At 54.2% G+C, this 23,574-nt stretch carries 16 protein-coding genes and 1 CRISPR repeat array; of the genes, 7 read left to right on the forward strand and 9 right to left on the reverse strand.

The features are described 5' to 3' along the window. From cas5e to cas2e, 4 genes are read left to right on the forward strand one after another with little or no spacing between them, the layout of a single operon-like run. Window positions 1–732 carry a type I-E CRISPR-associated protein Cas5/CasD gene (gene cas5e, locus RC73_RS07400; RefSeq protein WP_039034044.1) on the forward strand — a complete coding sequence of 244 codons (732 nt, stop codon included), beginning with the start codon at window positions 1–3 and terminating at the stop codon, window positions 730–732. Continuing rightward, a complete protein-coding gene (gene cas6e, locus RC73_RS07405) occupies window positions 732–1,613 on the forward strand; it encodes a type I-E CRISPR-associated protein Cas6/Cse3/CasE (protein ID WP_039034045.1) in 882 nt (293 codons plus the stop codon). Before cas5e ends, cas6e begins: the two co-directional genes overlap by 1 nt. 19 nt (window positions 1,614–1,632) lie before the next feature. Then, a complete protein-coding gene (gene cas1e, locus RC73_RS07410) occupies window positions 1,633–2,550 on the forward strand; it encodes a type I-E CRISPR-associated endonuclease Cas1e (protein ID WP_039034046.1) in 918 nt (305 codons plus the stop codon). Window positions 2,551–2,552: 2 nt separating this feature from the next. Next, window positions 2,553–2,843: a type I-E CRISPR-associated endoribonuclease Cas2e gene (gene cas2e / locus RC73_RS07415; protein WP_039034047.1), complete on the forward strand. Its 291-nt coding sequence runs from the start codon at window positions 2,553–2,555 to the stop codon at window positions 2,841–2,843. 98 nt (window positions 2,844–2,941) lie between these two features. Further along, window positions 2,942–4,192: a CRISPR direct-repeat array (repeat unit 29 nt; unit sequence GAGTTCCCCGCACCCACGGGGATAAACCG). A gap of 95 nt (window positions 4,193–4,287) precedes the next feature. Here the strand turns inward: cas2e and pbpC are convergent. Together pbpC and RC73_RS07425 are read right to left on the reverse strand one after the other, a co-directional pair. Then, on the reverse strand, window positions 4,288–6,573 hold the full coding sequence (gene pbpC / locus RC73_RS07420) for a penicillin-binding protein 1C (RefSeq protein WP_039034048.1): 2,286 nt from the start codon (window positions 6,571–6,573) through the stop codon (window positions 4,288–4,290). Beyond that, the gene (locus RC73_RS07425; RefSeq protein WP_052248052.1) at window positions 6,570–12,212 is read right to left on the reverse strand and encodes an MG2 domain-containing protein; all 5,643 of its coding nucleotides are present in this window, start codon (window positions 12,210–12,212) and stop codon (window positions 6,570–6,572) included. Before RC73_RS07425 ends, pbpC begins: the two co-directional genes overlap by 4 nt. A 672-nt stretch (window positions 12,213–12,884) precedes the next feature. Between RC73_RS07425 and argA the strand changes: the two genes are divergently transcribed. After that, on the forward strand, window positions 12,885–14,204 hold the full coding sequence (gene argA, locus RC73_RS07430; RefSeq protein ID WP_039034102.1) for an amino-acid N-acetyltransferase: 1,320 nt from the start codon (window positions 12,885–12,887) through the stop codon (window positions 14,202–14,204). A 107-nt stretch (window positions 14,205–14,311) separates the two neighbouring features. On the opposite strand, the gene rho is transcribed toward argA, so the two are convergent. Both rho and trxA read right to left on the reverse strand, forming a co-directional pair. Next, entirely contained in the window at window positions 14,312–15,577 is a 1,266-nt protein-coding gene (gene rho / locus RC73_RS07435) for a transcription termination factor Rho (protein WP_039034049.1), read from the reverse strand. A 213-nt stretch (window positions 15,578–15,790) separates the two neighbouring features. Next, the gene (gene trxA / locus RC73_RS07440; RefSeq protein ID WP_025011563.1) at window positions 15,791–16,117 is read right to left on the reverse strand and encodes a thioredoxin TrxA; all 327 of its coding nucleotides are present in this window, start codon (window positions 16,115–16,117) and stop codon (window positions 15,791–15,793) included. A 153-nt stretch (window positions 16,118–16,270) separates the two neighbouring features. On the opposite strand from trxA, the gene rhlB reads away from it, so the two are divergent. Then, window positions 16,271–17,584, forward strand: coding sequence for an ATP-dependent RNA helicase RhlB (rhlB, locus tag RC73_RS07445; protein ID WP_039034050.1), 1,314 nt, complete (start codon window positions 16,271–16,273; stop codon window positions 17,582–17,584). After that, entirely contained in the window at window positions 17,585–18,505 is a 921-nt protein-coding gene (locus RC73_RS07450) for a Ppx/GppA phosphatase family protein (protein WP_039034051.1), read from the forward strand. A 104-nt stretch (window positions 18,506–18,609) separates the two neighbouring features. Here RC73_RS07450 and RC73_RS07455 read toward each other — a convergent pair whose 3' ends face one another. The 5 genes from RC73_RS07455 to RC73_RS07475 form a co-directional block, all read right to left on the reverse strand. Then, entirely contained in the window at window positions 18,610–19,146 is a 537-nt protein-coding gene (locus RC73_RS07455) for a thioredoxin family protein (RefSeq protein WP_039034052.1), read from the reverse strand. A 202-nt stretch (window positions 19,147–19,348) separates the two neighbouring features. Beyond that, entirely contained in the window at window positions 19,349–20,359 is a 1,011-nt protein-coding gene (gene hemB, locus RC73_RS07460; protein ID WP_039034053.1) for a porphobilinogen synthase, read from the reverse strand. Next, complete coding sequence (locus RC73_RS07465) at window positions 20,356–22,257, reverse strand: sensor domain-containing diguanylate cyclase (RefSeq protein ID WP_039034054.1); 1,902 nt, start codon at window positions 22,255–22,257, stop codon at window positions 20,356–20,358. Before RC73_RS07465 ends, hemB begins: the two co-directional genes overlap by 4 nt. After that, a complete protein-coding gene (locus RC73_RS07470; RefSeq protein WP_039034055.1) occupies window positions 22,250–23,053 on the reverse strand; it encodes a TatD family hydrolase in 804 nt (267 codons plus the stop codon). Before RC73_RS07470 ends, RC73_RS07465 begins: the two co-directional genes overlap by 8 nt. After that, window positions 23,050–23,565, reverse strand: coding sequence for a hypothetical protein (locus tag RC73_RS07475; RefSeq protein ID WP_039034056.1), 516 nt, complete (start codon window positions 23,563–23,565; stop codon window positions 23,050–23,052). Before RC73_RS07475 ends, RC73_RS07470 begins: the two co-directional genes overlap by 4 nt. Between the last annotated feature and the right edge of the window lie 9 nt (window positions 23,566–23,574).

Consider the following 23,574-nt stretch of genomic DNA (forward strand, 5'->3'; position numbering starts at 1 on the left):
ATGGAATATTTAGTCATGCGCCTCTATGGGCCAATGGCCAGTTGGGGGGATATTGCCATCGGCGAATCCCGTCACAGCCACTATGGCCCAACCAAGGCGGCAGTGATGGGGTTGGTGGCTGCAACATTGGGGCTCAAGCGGGATCAGGAAGCGCAACACTTAGCCCTGAATCGTGGTTACCAACTGGCGACAGAGGTGCAGGCTGGTCAGCTGTTGCGGGATTATCATACAGTGCAGGCGCCGGATAAGGTGGGGAAGTTTCAATATCGAACCCGCCGCGACGAGTTAATCTTGGGGAGAGACAGGCTGGGCACAGTGCTTTCAACAAGAGAATACCGTACCGATGCCTGTGCGTTAGTGGCACTCAAAGCTAATGACAATGCACCCTATAGCCTGCAACAACTGATGGATGCCATTACTCGGCCGGTATTTGTGCCTTACCTTGGGCGTAAAGCCTGTGTGCTTGCGGCGCCTATGGAGCCTCAGCTCATTCAAGCAAAGGGTTTTGCCGACGCATTTCGTCAGTATCAGCCTCTGGTTGCATTGAATTTGCCTCGTGACACTCATGCTAAAGATTACTTTTGGGAAGGTAAGCTGCAGGACTATGCCGCCGAGGGCGACTGGGAGTCTCAAGTGATGCAATTGGTATTGCACGATCAGTTGCGCTGCCGTCAGCGCTGGCAGTTTGAACCGCGCTGCGTGTATCACCTACATCTATCGGAGGAGAGCTGATGTTCTTATCTAAAGTGACTTTCCGTCCGGACATTTTACGCGGTTCGCAGTTGGTGAAGGTGTTGGCTGGCAACAGCTATGGTTATCACCAGTTGCTTTGGGATCTCTTTGAGCAATCCCAACGGGATTTTCTGTATCGGACGGAACTCGCCAAGCAGCAAAATAGCCCAGATATGGCGTTGGAAGATGGGCCGCTGTTTTTTATCCTGTCGCAAACCCAACCTAAACTGGACTCACCACTCTTTTCAGTGGTGAGCAAACCCTTTGCACCTGCTTTGGTAGCGGGCACGCGCTTGGCTTTTCGGCTGCGGGCCAATCCCGTGGTGACCAAAAAAGGCAAACGGCACGACTTGGTGATGGATGAGCAAATTGCTTTTTATCAGCGTATCGCCAAGGAACTGGGCTTAACACCCGCGGCGAGTAAAGGGGCGTTGTTGCAACAGCTAAAACAAACAGTCATACGACCACAGTTAAATGATTGGCTCTTGAGTTACTTGAGCCAAACTCGTTACTTTGCCGCAGTGAGAGGTTTTGCCTGCGAATCGTTGCTGACGCTGGCGCTGCAAGAGGCTGTCTCAGTCCGTCTGCAGCATTGGCTTACGGGTAATCCGTCCCGCCAAGGCATTATGTCGCTGGTGTCCTACCCGGTGGAAGATGAACAAAGCGATGAGCTGGTTGAAGCTAGCCAGTTTCAATGGCAAGCCTATCAGGCGCATCCTATTCCGGAAAAAGGTAAGCAAGCGCAATTTCGCAGTGTTGATCTGCAAGGCGAGTTAATCGTGCACGAGCCACAACAATTCTTGCAATTGCTGGCGCAAGGCATAGGCCCCGCAAAGGGCTTTGGATGTGGGCTTATGTTAATTAAACCTGTTATCTCATAACTCATAACAAGGAGACGTTATGCCGTTTATTCCACTGCAGCCCATCCCCATGAAAGACAGAGTCTCGATGATCTTTTTGCAATATGGGCAGATTGATGTAATTGATGGTGCTTTTGTGCTGGTGGATAAAAACGGCATTCGTACCCATATCCCAGTGGGTTCAGTGGCTTGCATCATGCTGGAGCCGGGCACCCGCGTTTCTCATGCGGCCGCTAAGCTTGCTGCTGCGGTAGGCACTCTGTTGGTGTGGGTGGGCGAAGCCGGTGTCAGGCTATACGCCAGTGGCCAACCCGGAGGAGCGCGTTCCGATAAGCTGCTTTATCAGGCCAAATTGGCCCTGGATGAAGAGTTACGTTTAAAAGTGGTACGCAAGATGTTTGAACTGCGTTTTGGTGAACCGGCACCCAGCCGCCGCTCAGTGGAACAGTTGCGCGGTATTGAGGGAGGGCGGGTAAAGGCTACCTATAAAATGCTGGCGCAACAGTATGGTGTACCTTGGCACGGCCGCCGTTATGATCCTAAAGACTGGAACCGCGGTGATAAGGTCAATCAATGTATCAGTGCAGCAACCTCCTGCCTGTATGGTATTACCGAGGCCGCGATTTTGGCGGCTGGATATGCACCGGCAATCGGATTTATTCACAGTGGTAAACCACTTTCATTTGTTTACGACATAGCCGATATCATCAAGTTTGACAGCGTAGTGCCTAAAGCCTTTGCCATTGCCAAGCAAAATCCGCGCGAGCCAGAGCGGCAGGTGCGCATCGCCTGCCGGGAAATTTTTCGTAACGATAAGGTGCTCAACCGTTTGATCCCACTCATCGAGGAAGTACTGGCAGCCGGTGAAATTGAGCCGCCTCCAACTCCAAAGGATGCCCAGCCCATTGCTATACCAGAGCCGAAACAGCTGGGAGAACAAGGACACAGGAGCCAGTAACTATGAGTCTGTTGGTTGTGGTGACCGAAAATGTACCGCCTCGCCTACGTGGTCGTTTGGCCATCTGGTTACTGGAGGTGCGGGCCGGGGTTTATGTGGGTGACACCTCCCGCAAGGTGAGGGAAATGATCTGGTATCAAATCAGTGAATTGGCAGAGGAAGGCAATGTGGTGATGGCCTGGGCCACCAATACAGAGTCAGGATTTGAATTTCAAACCTTGGGTGAGAATCGTCGTATGCCGGTGGATTTGGATGGTCTGCGACTGGTCTCATTTTATCCAACTGAAAAATAACAAAATATTGCTCTTTAACAACTTGGAATAATAGCCTAAAAAGTTGGTGAATATTTTTAAGTGAAAAATTGCTTAAAAAACAATAGTATTTACCAAGAGAGTTCCCCGCACCCACGGGGATAAACCGGTTGAAAATAACGTCTTCAATGCCATTGATATTGAGTTCCCCGCACCCACGGGGATAAACCGCATTGAGCCTGTTGGTTTTTTGCACGGACTGTGTGTTCCCCGCACCCACGGGGATAAACCGCCAGAGGATATGTTCTCGGCAGTAAAGCGTGAGTGTTCCCCGCACCCACGGGGATAAACCGCTCTCCCTCGTAAATATCAAGCTTGGCCGTCGCGTGTTCCCCGCACCCACGGGGATAAACCGCTATATCGTGAGTAGATTAATCAGTGATAAAGGTGTTCCCCGCACCCACGGGGATAAACCGGCTCGCACCTCACCCACATGGGTGCCGCCGGCGTGTTCCCCGCACCCACGGGGATAAACCGCTTGTTTATCAGAGGTGCTCGCTGCTTGTCATGTGTTCCCCGCACCCACGGGGATAAACCGCAAGTCAGTTTGGTGTCGGTGGCAAGGATATTGTGTTCCCCGCACCCACGGGGATAAACCGTTTATGATGGTAATCGCTGGGTTAGCAAAACCGTGTTCCCCGCACCCACGGGGATAAACCGACTATTGATACGGCAAGTGGCATCAAGTTTATGTGTTCCCCGCACCCACGGGGATAAACCGCGGTACGAATGAGTTTAACGAGTTCACCTAATGAGTTCCCCGCACCCACGGGGATAAACCGTATCAGACTTACGTGAACCCACTTTAACGATAGAGTTCCCCGCACCCACGGGGATAAACCGGCGTAATAGTGCCGCTTCCCGTCAATGTCACGGAGTTCCCCGCACCCACGGGGATAAACCGGTACTCCACAGAATTTACCTGTCGATTTCAATGAGTTCCCCGCACCCACGGGGATAAACCGAATCTCGCTATTTTCGCAGTAAGCGAGAGCCTGAGTTCCCCGCACCCACGGGGATAAACTGTTTTTCAGCGCCTTGCTATAACCGTGTTCGTCGAGTTCCCCGCACCCACGGGGATAAACCGGCTTTTCTAGAAGAAAAACATGGCAAAATTGTGAGTTCCCCGCACCCACGGGGATAAACCGGTCACGACATAGAAACCGTGCTTGAGACAGTGGAGTTCCCCGCACCCACGGGGATAAACCGAAACTTCACCTTCCTTGATTAAGGACGCTTTAGAGTTCCCCGCACCCACGGGGATAAACCGCTTGCCTGTGCTTGTAACCGTGTCATACGCAGGAGTTCCCCGCACCCACGGGGATAAAGTGTATTTCTTTACTGTACAACCCCAGCAATATCCGAACGTCCTGCATTTGTGGGGCTGAAGAGGCCGAAACTGAGGTGATCTAAATAGCGGCCCGGCTCAAGGCAGCATGTCTACTCGAAGTAGTCTGCTGGCGCTGCGGCCTTTGTCGTCGCTGACCGATAACTGGAAGCGTCCTGCTCTGGGTGGGCGCCATTCCAGGGTTTGGCCCGGCAGGCTCTGGCCGAGCAGGCTGTTACCGGCAAACCAGTAGAGTATTTGGCTGTCGGAGGCGGCGTCGGCCTTGAGGGCTATGTGTTCATTGGCCACGCTTTGGCGCAGGCTGTAGGTGACACCCTTCAAGGGGGAGCGGATAAGCGGGGCCGAGTCGCTAACCGCGACTCTTTGGCTACAGGCGGCCGGAAGCTCCGGCGGCCTCCTGCGGGGTAAACCTGCCTGCTCGAACAGGGCCGCCAAGTCTGACGGCCAGAAGGCAAACACCTCCTGGTGGTGAATTGCCGAGTCGTAGGGTGGGCAGACGGCGGCGCCGGTTTTGTTATCCAGCCACACGGGGCGATGCAAGTTGGAGACCTTGATGGGGGAAACTCCCGGGATATACCAGCCATCGACCAATTTGGGGCACCAAGGGTTGGGCAGCTCGCCGGAGGCGGCGCAGAAGGCTACCTTTTTCACTGTATCCGGCGGCGTGTTGGCCATGTCAGCCGTGCCCGGCAGCGCGCCCTGCAAGGCATCGCTGAGGGCGAAGAACAGTGGCCCGGCGGTACGGACGCCGACAAAGGCCGGGTTGGGAGTGGCGTCGAAGTTACCCACCCAGACTACCAACACATAGGGGCCTGTGATGCCTGCGCTCCAGGCATCGCGATACCCCCAGGAGGTGCCTGTTTTCCAGGCCACGGTCCAGTTGCTGCCGGGCAGGCCGTCGGCGCGGGGGTTGTCCTTGAGTATGTCCCGCACCATAAAGGCGGCGGCCGGGCTCAGCAAGCTCTTTCCTTGCGGGCTGATGGGCTGGCTTTGTTGATCCCGCAGCGGATAGTCATGGCCCTGGCTCGCCAGCATCAGGTACAGCCGCGCCAGCTCCGCCATGGTCAGCTCGCCGCCCCCCAGCGCCAGGGATAATCCATAATGGCTTTCACCTCTGAGCCCCAGAATGCCGGCCTGGCGCAGGAAGCCGTAGAGATTGGGTTGGTTTACTTGTCCTGCCAGCCACACGGCCGGCAGATTGCGGCTCTTGACCAGGGCGTCGTGGGCGCTGATGGGGCCGGTAAATCTGTGGTCAAAGTTCTCCGGTTGGAAACTACCAAAGGCGGTGGGCGCATCCTTGAGTATGCTCAGCGGGTGTATGAGCCCCTGATCTATGCCCAGGCCAAACAGAAATGGCTTCAGGGTTGAGCCCGGCGAGCGGCGGGCGGTGACGCCGTCCACCTGGCCTTGGATATCGGTATCGAAGAAGTCTGCCGAGCCTATCCAGGCCTTGATGCTCTGATCGCGGCTGTCCACCAGGATTGCGGCGGCATTCTTGACCCCCAGATGGCGCTGGCTTTCGATATACAACCCAAGGCGCCGTTCCAGCAAGGTCTGCAAGCCGACGTCCAGGGTGCTGTGAATTAGGGTGTCACTATTATCCCGCAGCAGGCGGCGGCTGAAGTGCGGCGCCAGAAATGGCAGCTCAGTGCGGTCATGGCCGATGGCGGTGAGGGTCAACAGGCCGTTGTTACGGGGATCGTCGCGATAGCTTTGTTGCCAGAGCAACGCCAGACGGTCGCGGGCATCCTGAAAGTCGGCGCCGAAGCGGGCCCGGCGCGCCGGGCTTTGCGGCATGACCGCCAGGCTGAGGGCTTCACTGAGTGACAGTTCACCGGCGTCTTTATGAAAGTAGATGCGGCTGGCAGCGCCGACACCTTCAATATTGCCGCCCATGGGCGCCAGATTGAGATAGGCCTCGAGAATATCATGCTTGGAGTAACGCAGCTCCAGCCAGAGCGCCGCCAGCATCTGTTGCAATTTCCCGGCAACCTGGCGGCTGTTGATGTTGTAAACTCGCCGGGCCAGCTGCATGGTCAGGGTCGAAGCGCCCTGGCGATCATCCTTAAGATAGGTGGCGACTATCGCCCTGGCGGTGGCCGCCGGGTTGATGCCGGGGTGGAAGTAAAAATAGCGGTCTTCCTTGAGCAAGATGGCTTGCACCATGTTGTCTGAAACCCCTTCCAGGGGTTGCCAGAGCCGATACTGGCCATCACTGGCCAGCGTCAGCCGCAGCAGGCTGCCATCGGCGGCCAACACCATGCGGGAGCTGGGCGCCAGCTTTGAAAAAGGTTGTGCCGGCCAGAGTCTCAGTCCCAGCAGCAAGGCTGCCAGGGCCAGCAGGCACAAATAGCGGCGTTTCATGGCGCTTCGATCACTAACTCACCACTTGGGCCCTGAGCCTGAACCAGGGGATCATACAGCCCCTCGGCGTAGGCGGGCGGCACCTGGAACTGGCCGACATTGGTGGCCCGTACCTTGTAGACAAAGGTTTTGGCATCGCGCCAGGCGGTACCGTAGAGCACCAGGCGGTCTTCGCGAACATTGAGCCACTGTGGCGACCAGTCGCTGTGCTGAGCCATACCCACTGGCGGCTGCCAGCCGTCGAAGCTGTCATCCTTGTCACGATAAACCGGCTCCACGCCGCCGGGCAGCAGATCTATTAGAACCACCTGCTGCAACTGGTCCATATCTGTGGCGCGCAGCCGCAGCCTGACCAGGAATTCATCCCCGACCTTGACCTTGGCAAGAGGTTGCAGCTCCTGGGTCAGATAGTCGCGGCTCACCTCCAGCCCCTGGCTGAAAGGCTTGGCCGGGCTTTGGTCAAATCCCTGCTGGCTGAGAAGATAGAAGGCAGGGTTGCTGCCGGTTTTCTGGTATTTCACTTCTTCACTGCCGAGGGGCAGCTTAGCCTTGGGTAGACTCAGTGCCTGCCAGGCCTTATCGACCAAGGCTTGCATGGCCAGCCCCTGATCGCCGCGGGAGTTATCCAGGGCGGTCAGTGCCCGCACCAGAGTACCGGCAGACAGCGAGCTGTAACGCTGCTCGCTGAGCCACTGGCCCATGCGCGGCAGCAGCTGTTCCGGCAGGTCATCCAGGCGCTGTGGCGCCTGACGGGCGATGAGTGTAAGCAGCTGGGCATCGTGCACCATGGGATCCAGGTAGAGGCCTAGGCGCTGGGGCTTGTCCTCAAGCAGCTGCCACTTCTGCGCCTGCCACAGCGGCTCGGCCAACTGTTGCTGCTGCATCAGGGTAAAGCTGGCGGCCAGCCAGGCACTGGCGATGTCTGCTTGCCAATCCTTGGGATAGTAGCGCTGCAAACGCTCGCGGATATCGGCCAGAGCGCCGCTCACCTGCACGCCCTGGCGGGCCAGCAGATACGCGCCATAGGCACGCTCGCGCAGCTCATCCAGGCCGCTGCTGGGGCCGGAGCTCACGCTCGACAGATAGCTGTTGGCCTTGTCCAGTAGATCCTGGGGCACGGGGTAACCCTGGGCCTTGGCGTCCAGCAGCATGTCTACCACATACAAGGCCACCATAGGCTCGACTATCGGGTTGGCGGCCCAGAGACCGAAGCCGCCGCTGCTGTTCTGGCGGCTACGCAACTGGCCAATGAGTTGGTTAAAGTCATTGAGATTATCCTGGGGCTTGCCCAGCAGCAGCGCCGGTACGGCTTTGGATACCAACTGCTCGGTACAGGCGTGAGGATAGTTGTCCAGATAGTGGCTCAGCCCCTGAGCCCAAACCAGCGGGCTGTTGCTGAGGGCCGCTTCCACCTTGCTGAACGGCGTAAACAGCTGACGGTCAAGTTTGAGCTTGGCTTCGGCACGGTCGAGCACAGCCGTGGCCAGGGTTAAACGGTGGGGCGTTAACGGCCGCACCGAGATGCTCTCACTGATCTTGAGCTCGCCTTCGCTGGTGGCCAGCTTCCAGTGGAGCTCCCCTTGACCCAGATTTTCGCCTGCCTTGACGGCAAAGTGCGCCGTGGCCTCTCGGCCCGGTTCGATATGGAACTGCTGCGGTTGCAGGTCGCTGCGAAGGGCGCCGCTCAGGCTGAGGGTCAGGGTAACATCTTGCGCCTCGGCTTCTGTGTTATAGAGTCCCACAGTAACATCGGCGCTGTCTCCGGGTGCCAGGAAAGCCGGCACATTGGGGCTCATCACCACAGGCGCTTTAACCGCGACACTGGCCTCGCTGGTGCCTATGCCGCTTTCGGTGGCACTGACGGCAAAGAAGCGGATACTGCCGTTGAAGCTGTCGGGCACAGTATATTGCAGCCGCTGCTCTCCGGCGGCCAACTCACGAATACCCGACCAGTAGACCACAGGCTTGGCGCGCTTGCGCTTGAAGGGGTTGAGGTTGGCTGCCAGCAGCGCGGCGGCGTCACCTCCGGGGGCAGCCTGGCGCATCAGCACCTTGAGATCCGGCAGCAGCAGGTCGAGAATTTGGCTCGAATCTACGCTGAGAGCCTTCTTGTCGAAGAAGTGCGCCAGTGGATCCGGCGCTTCATAACGGGCCACCTGCAAAATACCGGCATCAACCCCGAATACCACGACTCTGGCTTTGCTTGGCAGCTTGAGGTTGATATCCAGTTGCGTCCCGGGTTTAACCTTTTCCGGCAGGCTCAGGGCGATGGCTTGACGCCGCTCACCGAGATCCACCTTAAAGGGTTTCACGGCATAGGACAGCGGGCTCATAAAGACTTCTTCCGAGTCCGGTGCCCGCAGGAACTGCACATTGATATAGGCATTGCCCTCAATGCCTTGCGGCAGGGTAATGCTTTGCAACGAACGGGTGCTGTCGGCCTTGAACCATTTGAAGGCGTAGACCTTGTCTCTCTCTATGGTGATGAGTCCGGCGCCGCTGTAAGGGGCCTGGATCGCTACCTGAATGCTTTCACCCGGCAGATATTCTGCCTTGTTTAGCGTCAGTTCCAGCTCGGCGTTGCGCTCCAGCGTGCGACTGGCGTTGCCGCTGCCGGCAACGCTGTAATCTATTTGGTTCAACTGGCGGCCGTTTTCATCCAGCAGTCGCAGGCGGTAGTCACCCGGCTCCCTGGTGTCGAGTTCCAATTGGCCACCGCTTGCGGCCAGACTCAGGGCGCTGCTGCCCAGCAGTTTGTCTTTGCGGCGCGATTCATAGCGATAGGTGCCGTCATTCTGTTTCACCAACACAGACACCCAGCGCCGGGCGATACGCTCGACTTTGAGCTCAGTAGCCACACCTTGAAGGTCCTGGCCAACGGCTTGCAGGTTGAGCACACGCTTGCCGTCTTTGCTGATGAAGTCCAGATCGCCATCGCTCTTGTAGCCCAGTAACCAGTCGGCATCGGATACCAGTAGCTGGTCTTGGGCGCTGACGCCGTGGCCTGAACCGGCTTCAAATACCCGCGCCAGCAAGTGCAGCTTGTAAGTGCTGCCGGCAAAGCGGTCCAGCGCCAAGTCCAGGCTAGCCTTGCCTTCGCCGTCTGTGGTGGTTTCGCTCAAGTCTTCGCGGAACGATTCCTTGAGCTTGCCCAATACCCCAAAACGATAGCCGGGCCAGGCTTTGAAGCTGATATCGGTTGGTGACAGCACCATCTCGCCGCTGACTCGGCGATCGCTCGCCGGGCCGCCGAAGAGTTGCTCGGCCAAGACCTCGGCCTTGAGTTGCTGCGGCTTGCGCCAGCCTTCAAATTGCTTGTCGGTGCCCAGAGAGACTCGCACCTTGATGCGGTCCGGCTCGAAGTCGCGCACCTTGAAGGTGACATCCCCAAGACGCGTGAGGCGGTATCTGTCTTTGATGAGGGACAGAGTGGCGAGATAGTCACCGGCAACCGCGGTTTCACCGGCGCTGAAGTCCAGGCTGTCAAAGCCGCTGCCATCGAGTTTGAAGGTGCGATCCAGCACGGTTACACCGCGGGGGTCGGTGATCTGCATTTTTACCGGCAGACCACCCAGGGCGGTACTCCAGTCCTGCCCCCGCACCAAACTGGCGATATGAGCCGTTTCACCGGGGCGATACAACCCGCGGTCGGTGAAGAGGTAGGCTCTCAGGGCGCCGGGATCGTCGCTCTCATAGCTGCCGCCGGTGTCGAAACGGGACAGATTGAGCTGGCGACGCCAATCAGCCAGCGGCAGGAAGGAGAGATCGCCATCCTTTTCGACCCGATAGTAGAGCGGGGTCTTTTCCCGGCGCAGATCGCCAAGCTTGGCAAAGCTTGCATGACCGCGTTCATCGGTCAAAGCCTCGGCTACCGGCAAACCGTTGCGGCCGATGACGGCCACCCGGGCTCCGGCCACTGGAGTCCCCTTGCCGAGGGATTGCACGAACAGATCCTGGCTGCCATCACGGCTGCGTTTGGCGAGTATCCCCAGATCTGTCACGACCACAAAGCGCAGATCGTGGGCCTCGGTTTGGTAATAGTCGAAGGTTTGGCTGTCTCTTTCATCGGCCGGAGTCAGCTTGACCACAAAGATGCCACGCTTGTCCTTGAAGAAGGGCTTGAGGTCGACGCTGCCGTAGAGCGTCTTGCTGGGATCGCGCCCGGCAAGCTGTTGCTTGAACACCTGACGGGTGACCAAACGGTCGAAATCTGTGTTGTTGAGGTAGGGCTCGGCAAAGCTGCCCGAGCTTTGATCTATCAGGGCATTGAGCTGATCAGGCAGCAACTGGGCGACCTCAATCTGTACCTTTTGCACCCCACGGGCCAGATAGCCGAGGCGTTGATCTTCGTCCAGAGTCAGCAAGGAGCCTTCGCCGAGGAAATTGAGCGCCTTGGGATATTGCGGCATTCGCAGCACTGTCAGCACGGCATCGCGGGACAGATAACCCCCTTGGCCTTCGACTTCCTTATCCACCATTACCGCCACGTAGCGATCGACCGGAGCTTTCAGCTTGAAGCTGTGCAACTGGTTGAGGCCTTCGGCGCCGGGGATCTGGGTCAAAGTCAGTTTGTCGGCCTTGGCCAGCACCTGCTCGGTGACATTTTCCTGATACCAGTGACGGCTTCCCTTGGGATTTTTCAGCGGCAGCAACCAGGCATGTACCTTGCCTTGAAGCGCTTCGTCGTTGACCGGACGTGAGCTTTCCATTGTCAGTACCGGCTCGGGTTCATCCTTGTCGTTGTAGGCGAAGTTGACCTGAGGGTGTTTAAAGCTCAGCTGATAACGGCCGGGAACCTCTACTTGCCATTGGCTCTTGCCTGCCTTGTTGCCGCCGTTGGCCGCCTGGATCCCTTTGCTGACTTCCAGGGTTACAGTGCTCTGCTCAAGTGGCGTAGCGAGCGCAGGAGAATGTATGTAAGCGAACAGATGCTTGTCGTCGAAGGTGACTTCGGTATCGCCATTGCCGCTGTAGCTCAAGCCGGGGCTCAGCAATATCGCCAGTTGGGGTTTGACCGAGGCCGTATCCACCGGGTGGCTGAAGGCCAGGGTGGCGACCAGCTTTTGAATACTCGGCTGGGCCGGATCCTGGTACAGACGCCCCTCAGAGATGGTGGCGGTGAAGGCGGCTGTGCTAAATTCGCTCTGGTATTTATCCAGTAAGATATGGTCTGCCAGCAGCTGTTTCTTATCCAGGCTGACCGCGAACTTTTCCGCAATCGGCCAGTCGTTATCCGGAGTAAATTGCAGATGCTTGTCACTGGCCCAGCGCCACTGCCCGGCGAGTTGGGGGCTGAGACTGACGCCCTTGGAGACGGGTTTGCCTATGACATCCAAAGGCGCGACCGAACCACTGAAGGTCAGGGTCAAGGGAGCGACCTGAGGTTTGGCTTGGTGGTAATCGGTCAGCCGCGGCGCCTTGAGCGTGTAGTGCAGGGTATAGGGCTTGGGTAAATTCTGGTACCAATACCAGCCGCCCCAGCAAAGCACAGTCAGCACAGATAGCAGCAGTAAGCTTGCCAAGGCTTTAAAGGGATGCTTTATGCACCAATGCATCCAGGGCGGAGCTTGCCAGTGACCAAAAACGGCAGCGAGAACTCGCCAAACTACCGAGAAGAAATTTCCTATAAGCTGTCCCATCAGTCCATGTCCTTGCTGTGTCTCGTAGCGCTATCGCCAAGTTGGGTGACGTTTTAAAGATGTCAGTCGCCGATGTCAATCAGACCGGGCCGATGCTGTGATGCCCTATTCGATATCGCTTCTGCAACTGTGGCTATATGGTACAGCAATCAGGCTGATTTTTGATCCGCGTTTGAATTCAAAATTGAGAATGGGGCGGCAGTTGCATCGATATTTGCAGAAACCCTCCTTCCCAGCAACGAGCCCGCCGGCAGGACGTCGGTACTCGAGGTTTGACTTTGTACTTTATATTCGCCGTATCCATATCTCTTACCTGTAATTCTTCTTGTTTGGGGCAGGTTGAGTTGCAGGTCCTGTCTATCTGCCCATCGATAATAACAAACCTTATGGCGCAGGTTCCGGGTCGCTACAGGTTCATACATTCTCAACAGATCCCTGCTATACCTTTCTTTGCAGTAACTGGAACCCTGGCTGCGAATATTGACTCGATAGTGGTCTTTGGGAAAAGCATTTGGAGATTGCTTATCCTGCTTGTGAATGGTTAGGGCTTAAAATGGCTATATGTGCAAATAAATGCTTTTTAAGTGAATTTAAATGCATTAACATATTGTTCGTGCCACAGGTGTGGCATTCATTTCTGCCGGTTTTAACGAGTGTGAGGTAAATCCCAAGGTGCGTACCACAGAATTGGTTGATGGTTTTCGTCATTCTGCTCCCTATGTCAATGCTCACAGGGGTAAGACATTTGTTGTGATGTTAGGAGGGGAGGCGCTGGCTCAGCCTAAGTTTCGTTCCATCATCAATGATGTTGCTTTGCTGCATAGCCTGGGGATCAAGGTGGTATTGGTTTATGGCGCCCGGCCGCAGATAGATGAATCCTTGGCTCATCATCAGATTGAGCCCGCCTATCATCAAGGTGTACGGATCACCGACGAAGCCACTCTCAAGCTGATTAAGCAGGTGGCTGGTTCTTTGCAGTTTGATATTACAGCCAGGTTGTCCATGAGCTTGTCGAACACACCTATGCAGGGAGCTCAGATCAATGTGGTTAGCGGTAATTTTGTCATCGCCCAGCCTTTGGGGGTCGACAATGGCATTGACTATTGCCTCTCCGGCAAGGTGCGCCGTATTGATGTTCAAGGGCTTAAGCGGCAATTGGAAAATAACTGCATCATCCTGATGGGGCCGATAGCTGCTTCGGTCACCGGCGAGAGCTTTAACCTCACCGCTGAAGAGGTAGCGACTCAAGTAGCAATCAAGCTCAAAGCCGACAAGATGATAGGTTTCAGCTCCCAGAACGGTATTTTGGACCGTAATGGTGATGTGATTGCCGAGCTGATGCCCAACGATGCCCAGAAAATTCTCGATAAACTGGCTGGTCAAGGTGAAGGTTGCGTCGGCACCATGGCGTTTCTCAAGGCCAGTATTGATGCCTGTCGCAGTGGCGTACCCCGTTGCCATTTGGTCAGCTATCTGGAAGATGGCGCCCTGTTGCAGGAATTGTTTTCTCGTGAAGGTATAGGTACCCAGATAGTCACTGAGAGTGCCGAGCGCTTACGGCGTGCATCCATTGCCGACATTGGCGGCATACTCAACCTGATCCGCCCGTTGGAAGAGCAGGGTATCCTGGTGCGTCGCTCCCGCGAACAACTGGAGATAGAGGTAGAGCAGTTTATGCTTATTGAGCGTGATGGCTTGGTGATAGGCTGCGCGGCGCTTTATCCCTTTGAAGAGGACAATGCCGGCGAATTTGCCTGTTTGGTGGTACACCCTGACTATCGCGATGCCGATCGCGGTAGCTTGCTGCTGCAAAACATAATAGGCCAGGCCAAGGTACGTGGTTACTCCAGGTTATTCGCGTTGACGACCCGTAGTATTCACTGGTTCCTGGAGCATGGTTTTGAATTGGTGGAGGTGGATGCTTTGCCTAACAAGAAGAAGCAGCTTTACAACTACCAGCGCCGCTCGAAAATCTTGGCACTCGACCTGTAAGATTCAACCTGTTTGACATAACACCATTCAGTTAAGCAAACTTTGACTGAATGGTGTTAATGGATTTCTGAGTAGGAACGGTCCTATGAGGACCGTTGCCTTTTGCATCAAGACTTGGTGCGCTTCATCGCAGTGAAGAACTCTTCATTGGTCTTGGTCATTGCCAGTTTGTCGATCAAGAATTCCATCGCGCTGACTTCATCCATAGGATTGAGGATCTTACGCAGGATCCACATTTTCTGCAGCTCATCCGGCGTGGTCAGTTTCTCTTCACGGCGGGTACCACTGCGGTTGAAATCAATGGCAGGGAATACTCGCTTCTCAGCGGCCTTGCGTGACAGATGCAGTTCCTGGTTACCTGTACCCTTGAACTCTTCGTAAATTACTTCGTCCATCTTGGAGCCGGTATCGATAAGCGCAGTGGCGATAATAGTCAGGCTGCCACCGTTTTCGATATTACGGGCAGCACCGAAGAAACGCTTGGGTCTGTGCAGTGCGTTGGCATCTACACCACCTGTCAGTACCTTACCGGATGAAGGTACAACCGTGTTGTAAGCACGAGCCAGACGGGTGATAGAGTCCAGCAGGATCACTACGTCTTTCTTGTGTTCAACCAGGCGCTTGGCCTTTTCGATAACCATCTCTGCAACTTGTACGTGACGGCTTGCAGGCTCATCGAAGGTGGAAGCGATCACTTCACCTTGAACCAGACGCTGCATTTCGGTCACTTCTTCAGGACGTTCGTCGATCAGCAGTACCATCAACACCACTTCAGGGTTGTTATAGGTGATGGACTGGGCAATGTTCTGCAGCAGCAGAGTCTTACCGGCTTTGGGTGGCGCAACAATCAGACCACGCTGGCCTTTACCCACGGGTGAGCAGAGGTCCAGAATTCGGGCGGTGATATCTTCGGTGGAACCGTTACCACGTTCCATACGCAGACGTTCTTCTGCATGCAGTGGGGTAAGGTTTTCAAACAGGATCTTGTTGCGGGAGTTTTCAGGCTTGTCGAAGTTAACTTCGTTGACTTTCAACAGAGCAAAATAGCGTTCGCCTTCTTTTGGGGGACGTATTTTGCCGAAAATGGTGTCACCCGTTCGCATGTTGAAACGACGGATCTGGCTTGGCGAAACATAAATATCATCGGGACCGGCCAGATACGAACCATCGGAACTGCGCAGGAAACCAAATCCATCCTGAAGTATTTCCAGAACGCCGCCGCCGAAGATGTCTTCACCACTCTTGGCATGGGCTTTCAATATAGAGAAGATGATATCCTGCTTGCGGGCACGAGCCATATTCTCCAGCTTCATTTCTTCGGCCAGTGCGACTAAGTCTGCAATAGACTTGTTTTTTAATTCAGTTAAATTCATTTTTGGTGGGTCTTGTTTCACGCGACAAAGCTTACGCGCTCAATCTCTCAAATTGGACTTGATGGATGTTGATTGAACAGCGAGAAGTGGGTTAGTAGAAAGAATCTGGTTATTAAAGTAGCACTATCAGGACAGGGCGTCCAGAAGTTTAACTGAACCCGGCACATTTTTATTTCTAGGGCGTGCCGGGTGTCACTTATTTGATTTGAGTGATCAAATCTGGGCGTCGATGAACTCTTTCAACTGAGTCTTGGACAGGGCGCCAACTTGATTGGCAACCAGTTCACCGTTTTTGAACAGCAACAGGGTAGGAATACTGCGAACACCGTATTTAACAGGTGAAGCGTTGTTCTGATCTATGTTTAATTTGGCGATGGTCAGTTTGCCAGCGTATTCTTCGGCAACATCGTCCAGGATGGGAGCGATCATTTTACATGGGCCACACCACTCGGCCCAGAAGTCTACCAATACAGGCAGTTCTGATTTCAGGACGTCATTTTCAAAGCTGTCGTCGCTCAGGTACACAATTTTATCGCTCATGATGTTCTCCAGTTGGGTTGCCATTACTGGTCTGTTAATGGCTTAACCTGTATATTGGGTTGGATTAACGGCAATTCAAGTCACCGTTTTTTTCTTGTCGCTATTTCAAACGATCGAGTATCTTATTGCAACCCTAACTGGTATGCTTGCGCTATGAGCGAAACACATTTATCTCAACAAAAATTTGCCGAACTGCCACTACATCCTGAAGTAATTCAGGCGCTTGCAGAAAACGGTTTCGAATATTGTACGCCTATTCAGGCACTTTCCCTGCCGGTACTTTTGCAGGGCAAGGATATCGCCGGTCAGGCGCAGACAGGTACGGGCAAGACCCTGGCCTTTCTGGTAGCAACTTTTAACCATTTACTTTCAACCGATATTCCCGCCGAACGCCAACTTAATCAGCCCAGAGCCATCATTATGGCACCAACCCGGGAACTGGCGATTCAGATAGCCAAAGATGCCACCTTGCTGTCCAAACACACCAAACTCAAGGTGGGGATTGTCTATGGCGGCGAAGGCTATGATGCCCAGCGCAAGGTGCTGGACAAGGGCGTGGATATCCTGATTGGTACTACAGGACGCATTATAGATTATGTGCGTCAAGGGGTTATCAACCTCAGTTCCATTCAGGCGGTAGTGTTGGATGAAGCGGATCGCATGTTTGATCTGGGCTTTATCAAAGACATTCGCTTCCTGTTCCGCCGTATGCCGGATGCCAAAGACAGGCTCAACATGCTGTTCTCGGCTACCTTGTCGATGAAGGTGCAGGAGCTGGCTTATGACCATATGAATGATCCGGTCAAAGTCGAAATTGCACCGGAAGAGAAGACCTCAAAAAACATCAAGGAAGAGCTGTTCTATCCTTCGATGAAGGACAAGATCCCACTGCTGCTTACCCTGATAGAGGAAGATTGGCCGGATAAGGCGATAGTCTTTGCCAACACCAAGCATCAGTGTGAGAACCTCTGGGGCTGGCTCGAAGGAGATGGTCACAGAGTCGGTCTGCTGACCGGTGACGTGCCACAGAAGAAACGTCTTAAGATCCTGGAGCAGTTCACCAAGGGTGATCTGGATATTTTGGTGGCCACAGACGTCGCAGCCCGTGGCCTGCATATTTCTGATGTGTCCCATGTCTATAACTTCGACCTGCCTGATGACTGTGAAGACTATGTTCACCGTATCGGTCGTACCGGCCGCGCCGGTGCCAAAGGGGTTTCAGTCAGCTTTGCCTGTGAAGAATACGCCCTCAACCTGCCGGCTATCGAAGACTATATCAAGCACTCGATTCCGGTAACCTCTTACGATGCCGAAGCCTTGCTCGATGATATTCCTGCACCGGTTCGTATCCATCGTAAGCATGCCGGACCGCGTAATACCCGCGATCGCGGTCAGGGACGTCCTCAGGGAGCTCATCGTAGCGGTGGTCGTCCACCTCGTCACGACAGGACCCGCAGACATTCCTGAATGCCGAAACCCGCCTACGCCGCCATAACCCTTGGCTCCAATAGCTTCAATATGCTGGTTGCCCGTACCGTCGGCGGCCAGCCCAAGGTTCTTGCCAAATACAAACGTAAGGTGAGGTTGGCCGAGGGAATTGAGGCCGATGGCAGTCTTAATCAGGCGGCATTCGAACGAGGCCTCGATTGCCTGGCGATGTTCGCCAATATGCTTGTCGAGCATCAAGTTGGTGATGCCAATGTGGCTGTTATTGCTACCGCAACTCTTCGATGTATCAGTAATTCAGATGAATTCAATCGTCGTGCCCTGCAAATATTGGGGCACCCGATAGAGATCATCTGCGGTATGCGCGAAGCCGAACTTATCTATCAAGGCATGGTGGCGACCACTCATGGTGAAGGGCGACGCCTAGTGATAGATATAGGTGGCGCCAGTACCGAGTTTATTGTGGGTGACGGTGAAAAGGTGCTGTTTAAAACCAGTCTGCCCATAGGCTGTGTCACCTATAATCAATGCTTTTTCACCTCTGCCCCCCTGCAACCGCTGGACTTTGACGATGTGCGAGCCAAGGTGGAGCAGGCCTTGGCTGAACACAAATCGACTTTGAAAGCGCTGGGCTGGCATTCGGTGGTCGGTGCTTCCGGAGCAGTGCAGTCAGTGGTTGAAGTGTTGCAGCACAGGCAGGAGTCGGAAACCCTGACCCTGACGGTACTGGAGTCGTTGAAACAGGAGTTGCTTGCGCAGGAGAGCCTAACTTTGGATAGCATAAGTGGCCTTTGTCCCGAGCGGGCGCCGACCTTTGCATCCGGAGTTGCCATCTTGCTGGCGCTGTTTGAACTTTTGGGTATTGAACGCCTGCATTTATCCGGCGGCGCTTTGCGTGAAGGGGTGCTGCAGATGTTGGCCAAACGGCAGTTTGCAGAATAAGCACAATTAAAAAAGGACCTTAACCAGGTCCTTTTTACTATCTCATTTTTTTGTTGCTACAGTCCGAGTGCACCTTAGGTTACGCGGCATAGTGGCTTGAAAGATTACTCGAGGATCTTGGCCAGATCCTGCTCCAGAGAGACTTCCGGGCGTTCAACGATACGGCCAATCTCTTTGCCATCCTGAAGTACAATAAAGGTTGGGATCCGCTGGAAGTCATATTGAGCGGCCAAGCCTTCCGGATCCTGTTTCTGGCGATCTACCCCGATATAACGCACTTGGATATTAGGGTTGGCTACTTGCTCCATGATGCGGATAAAGCGCGGTGTTTCTCTGTGGCAGTCCGGGCACCATGTACCTATGATGACGACAATTTCTGTGGCTTTCTTGACCGCTTTTACTGGAGCCAATACCTCTGCTTCTACCTGATAACTTTGATAGCCACTGCTGAATTCGGGTAATTCTGTCACCAGTTTCTGTGCTTCGACTGCGCCCGTTAAGATCACTTCCTGTTTCTCCTCGCTGCAGGTGGCGATAAAGCCTTCCTGTTTGTCTTCGAAACCACAACCGCCATTGGCCATAACCTGGCAACTGAAGAATAACGCGGTGGTGGCGAGTAACGCTTTTACATTCTGGTACATCATACTACCTCGGGTGGGGTGACTCCATACCTTGATTCAACCATTGGTGAGGGATATCGCAAAGAGACAAACACTATGTATGTTAGCAAGATCACTAAATAATTTTGATCTGAACAAAGAGGTTTTTCAACGAGGGAGTGGATTCTTGCCGGGAATGAGACAAATACAAAAAGCCGCCTTGAAGGCGGCTTTGGAGTTCAATTTACTTGGCGTCTTTCAGCCATTGGGCGGCCTGCTTGGCAAAGTAAGTGAGAATGCCATCGGCGCCGGCACGTTTGAAGCACAGCAAAGATTCCATCACTATGGCTTTTTCTGCCAGCCAGCCGTTTTGAATTGCTGCCATATGCATGGCGTATTCACCGCTGACCTGATAGGCAAAAGTCGGTACACCCAGTTCGGTTTTGACTCTGCGCACTATATCCAAATAAGGCATGCCTGGCTTCACCATCACCATATCGGCGCCTTCCTGAATATCCAGGGCGACTTCATGCAATGCTTCGTCCGAGTTGGCCGGATCCATTTGATAGCTGTGCTTGTTACCGCCTTTGAGGTTGCCGGCAGAGCCGACCGCATCGCGGAAGGGGCCATAGTAGTTGGAGGAATACTTGGCGCTATAAGCCATAATCTGAGTGTTGACGTGGCCTGCGGCTTCGAGTGCCTGACGTATGGCACCTATGCGGCCATCCATCATATCTGAAGGGGCTACCATATCTGCACCGGCTGCGGCGTGGGACAGTGCCTGTTTCACCAGAATTTCTGTGGTGATGTCATTAATGATGTAACCGGTCTCATCTATGATGCCGTCTTGTCCATGAGTGGTGTAGGGATCCAGTGCGACATCTGTCATCACGCCCAATTGAGGGAACTCGGCCTTGAGCTCTCGAACGGCTCGTTGCACCAAACCGTCAGGATTGTAGGCTTCTTCGGCCATCAGAGACTTTTTCTCCGCCGGTGTTACCGGGAAGAGGGCAATCAAAGGGATACCCAGCTCTACCAGCTCTTCGGCTTCTTTGAGCAGCAGATCTATGCTGTAACGCTCAACGCCCGGCATGGAGGCTACAGATTCGGTACGCTTGTTACCTTCGAGCACAAACATGGGGTAGATGAGATCATTGACTGTCAACAGGTTCTCAGCCATCAGGCGGCGGCTGAACTCATGCTTGCGCATACGGCGCATACGACGCTGTGGGTAGGCACTGGTAATTATGTTCACTTTGGGCTCCTGGCTGGATCTGAAAGGGTATCTTGCTCGGGATCAAAGGCGTAGACCTGATCCCTGCCTGAATTCTTGGCGCAATACAGTGCCTTGTCGGCTTGCTCCAGCAACTGGGTGATGTGCATATCCGACTCTATAATGGCGACACTGACGCCGATACTGGCGGTCAGAGGGATTGTCTGTTTATCCCAGCTGACATCCAAGGCCGAGATGGCGTGACGTATCTGTTCTGCCACACTCAGGGCCCCGATAGTATCAGTATTAGGCAATATAATAGCAAACTCCTCACCACCAAAACGTGATACCAGATCACTTGGGCGCCTGAGGATATTCTTGAGGGTATTGGCAATACTTTTAAGGGTTTGATCGCCGGCCAAATGGCCATGGGTGTCGTTAATGGTCTTGAATCTGTCTATGTCCAGCATCAGCAGTGCCAGCGGCGTCTGTTGTCGGCGGCTGATGCGCCCTTCGGCCTGCAGACGCTTGTCGAAGGTGGAGCGGTTTTTGACCCCGGTAAGGCTATCTATAGTGGCCTTTTCGGTGAGCTTCTGGTTGGCCTCATTCAGCTCTCTGAGCGCTATTTCCAGCTCCAGAGTGCGTTCTTGCACCATACGTTCCAGTTTCTCGTTACTTTCGGCTTCCATTCTAAGGGTTTCTTCTCTGGCTTCGCGGATCCGTTCCGCCTGTCTCAGAGCTTCCTGTTGAATTCTTTGCTTGGCTTTGCGTTCATCGTTGTAGCGTATCGCCAACACTGCCGCCATAAATACGACTTCGAAGGTGAGCCCCAATAGCACCGGCGTTTGTGGCATCAGGGGTAGCTTTAAAATACCCAGATACATGAAACAGGAGACGAAGATCCCCAGCGTCATCCCGCTCCAGGATACTGTGTAGAGTTTGGCGAGTTTATTGCCGCGTATCGCCTGCAACATGCTGAAAAACAGTAGCATCAGGCTCACAGACATGACTGAGACTATCTCAATATAGATGGCGAGTGCGTAATCAAGCAGTATAGTGGCGAAAATCAGCAGTATGGCGCTGGCCGCCGTATAGCGACAGGCCCTCAACATACGGATACTGTGGTATTTGAGCTGTAATACCTTCTCGGTAAAGAGTATCCCAAAGGCAATCACCAGAGGGACCAACGAAGGGATAACATATTGTTGCAGCTGCGGCACATTGGGCCAAAGATAGCGAAAGGCCGTACCATTGATGCAGGCAACCAATAGCGTCATGGTCAATACATAACCGGCATAATAGCTGTAACTGAAGGAGCGGGTTGTTAGGGCGATAAACAATGCAAACAAGCCTATAGCGGCCAGGGCGCCTAACTGTATGCCATTGAGCATATTGCGGGTTTCCTGGCTTTGTAGCAGCGCGTATGGCTCCCAAAGGTGAATAGGCAGATAGCTGCTGCCGGCGGTGGTCAATTTGAGCCAGAATTGGTGCTGTTCCTGCTGCTTGATGTTAAAGGCATAGAGGAAGCTGGTACTCAATATGCTTCTGTGGCCAAAGGCCTGGGTATCTCCCAATGTTAGCTGACGCTGGAGACGACCATCGACGTAGTGGTAGATCTCCAGCTTGTCCGTACTGGGGTTATTAAAGGCCAGTATTCTGTTGAAATGGCCCGGCTCTTTGGCATAAAGGCTGAAGTTGAACCAGAGGCCATCAGCGCCCATCTCGATAAAGTTGTAGTCATTGGCTGGATGCCAGGCGGTATCCGGTAAATTCTGTACCTGGTTGAGGCGACTATCAGCGCCTTGCTCTGTGACTCGGGTGCTGGGGCGCAGATCCAAATCCAGCCCTTCGGTTGCGGAAACCGCGACTCTGGGTTCGGCAGCAAGAGTGAGAGACAGTAAACTCAAGAAGAGCAATAGAATGGAGTAGGCATTAGCCATGAATGCTCTCCAGCTTAAAGAAACGCAAGCTGTTGCTAAAGCACTGGCGCGCAAGACTCTCCAGCGACTGACCTCGGATGTCGGCGACAGCTTGGGCTATGTAAGGCAGATACTTGGGCTCATTGCGGCCCGATTTCGGCTTGGGTCGCATGCTGCGTGGCAGTAGATAGGGACTGTCGGTTTCCAGTAATAATCTGTTGTCCGGGATTAATGGCAGAGCGCTGACCAGATCTTGTCCACGGCGTTCGTCACAAACCCAACCTGTTACGCCCAGGTACAGATCCCTGGCAATATAGTCTTCGGCCTGTTTGGGGCCGTCGGTAAAGCAGTGCAGTAGCGCTGCCGGAAGGGCTTCCAGATAGTCATCCAGAATAGCCAGAAAATCATCATGGGCGTCGCGTTGATGCATCAGTACCGGGTATTGCAGTTCTACCGCCAGAGCCAACTGGGACTCAAAGGCTTGGCGTTGCTGCTGGCGCGGCGAAAAGTCTCTGTTGTAGTCCAGGCCGCATTCCCCTATGGCAACCACGCCCGGTTGCCTGGCCAGTTGTTTCAGTTCGGCGGCGCTCTTCGTCTGCCACTCGCTGGCATGATGAGGGTGGACACCTACTGTGGTGTAGACTTTTTGGGGATATTGCCGGCAAACCTGGATGCAGCTTCGGCTTTCATCCAGATGGCTGCCAATAATGATAAGCGGCGAGACGCCTTCGCCTGCCGCTTCATTGATAACTCGATTGAGATCTTGTTCCAGGTGGCTGCCAATTAGATTGACAGCGATATCCAGGTATTGATTCACTGCAGACGCTTGACCCTGATAGTGCTGTTGCGCCCTTCAGTTCCCAACAGGAATGAGCCTAAGGCGGCTTTTTCGATATAAACCTTCTGCCCGGATTTCAGGCGGAAATTGCGGCTGTCGGTTTGTTTCCAAACCTGACCGTTACTGAAGCTGATTTTGAGGGCACCATAGGGGTCTTTATCGACCTCGCTGATGGTCAGGAAAATCTTCGCAACTTCATTTTTCTTGCTGGTCTGGATAGTGGATTCCAGGTTATCGGCACCGAAGTCGGCCGCAGGATCGGCCTGAACACTCTTGGCCACAGGCGCAGCGGCAACTACAGTGGTTGCTTCGGCAGCACTAACTTGGCTGGCTTTTACATGAGAGACTTTGGCAGCCAGCTCATCGTAGCAGATGAGCCGGTCGAGTTTATCAGTTAGGGAGGCACATTGAGCCAATTCCTGCTCGATACCGGCCTGAGCCTGAAAACAAAGCAGTGCAGCCGTAGAGGCAGCAATCCAGGTTAAACGCATGAATATCAT

Source organism: Shewanella sp. ECSMB14102, assembly GCF_000813075.1.
In the GTDB taxonomy this organism is placed as follows: Bacteria; Pseudomonadota; Gammaproteobacteria; order Enterobacterales; family Shewanellaceae; genus Shewanella; species Shewanella indica.

Coding starts and splice junctions, on each gene's coding strand:
- cas5e (WP_039034044.1), top strand. CDS start 1: ATGGAATATTTAGTCATGCGCCTCTATGGGCCAATGGCCAGTTGGGGG.
- cas6e (WP_039034045.1), top strand. CDS start 732: ATGTTCTTATCTAAAGTGACTTTCCGTCCGGACATTTTACGCGGTTCG.
- cas1e (WP_039034046.1), top strand. CDS start 1,633: ATGCCGTTTATTCCACTGCAGCCCATCCCCATGAAAGACAGAGTCTCG.
- cas2e (WP_039034047.1), top strand. CDS start 2,553: ATGAGTCTGTTGGTTGTGGTGACCGAAAATGTACCGCCTCGCCTACGT.
- pbpC (WP_039034048.1), bottom strand. CDS start 6,573: ATGAAACGCCGCTATTTGTGCCTGCTGGCCCTGGCAGCCTTGCTGCTG.
- RC73_RS07425 (WP_052248052.1), bottom strand. CDS start 12,212: ATGGGACAGCTTATAGGAAATTTCTTCTCGGTAGTTTGGCGAGTTCTC.
- rho (WP_039034049.1), bottom strand. CDS start 15,577: ATGAATTTAACTGAATTAAAAAACAAGTCTATTGCAGACTTAGTCGCA.
- trxA (WP_025011563.1), bottom strand. CDS start 16,117: ATGAGCGATAAAATTGTGTACCTGAGCGACGACAGCTTTGAAAATGAC.
- rhlB (WP_039034050.1), top strand. CDS start 16,271: ATGAGCGAAACACATTTATCTCAACAAAAATTTGCCGAACTGCCACTA.
- RC73_RS07450 (WP_039034051.1), top strand. CDS start 17,585: ATGCCGAAACCCGCCTACGCCGCCATAACCCTTGGCTCCAATAGCTTC.
- RC73_RS07455 (WP_039034052.1), bottom strand. CDS start 19,146: ATGTACCAGAATGTAAAAGCGTTACTCGCCACCACCGCGTTATTCTTC.
- RC73_RS07465 (WP_039034054.1), bottom strand. CDS start 22,257: ATGGCTAATGCCTACTCCATTCTATTGCTCTTCTTGAGTTTACTGTCT.
- RC73_RS07475 (WP_039034056.1), bottom strand. CDS start 23,565: ATGCGTTTAACCTGGATTGCTGCCTCTACGGCTGCACTGCTTTGTTTT.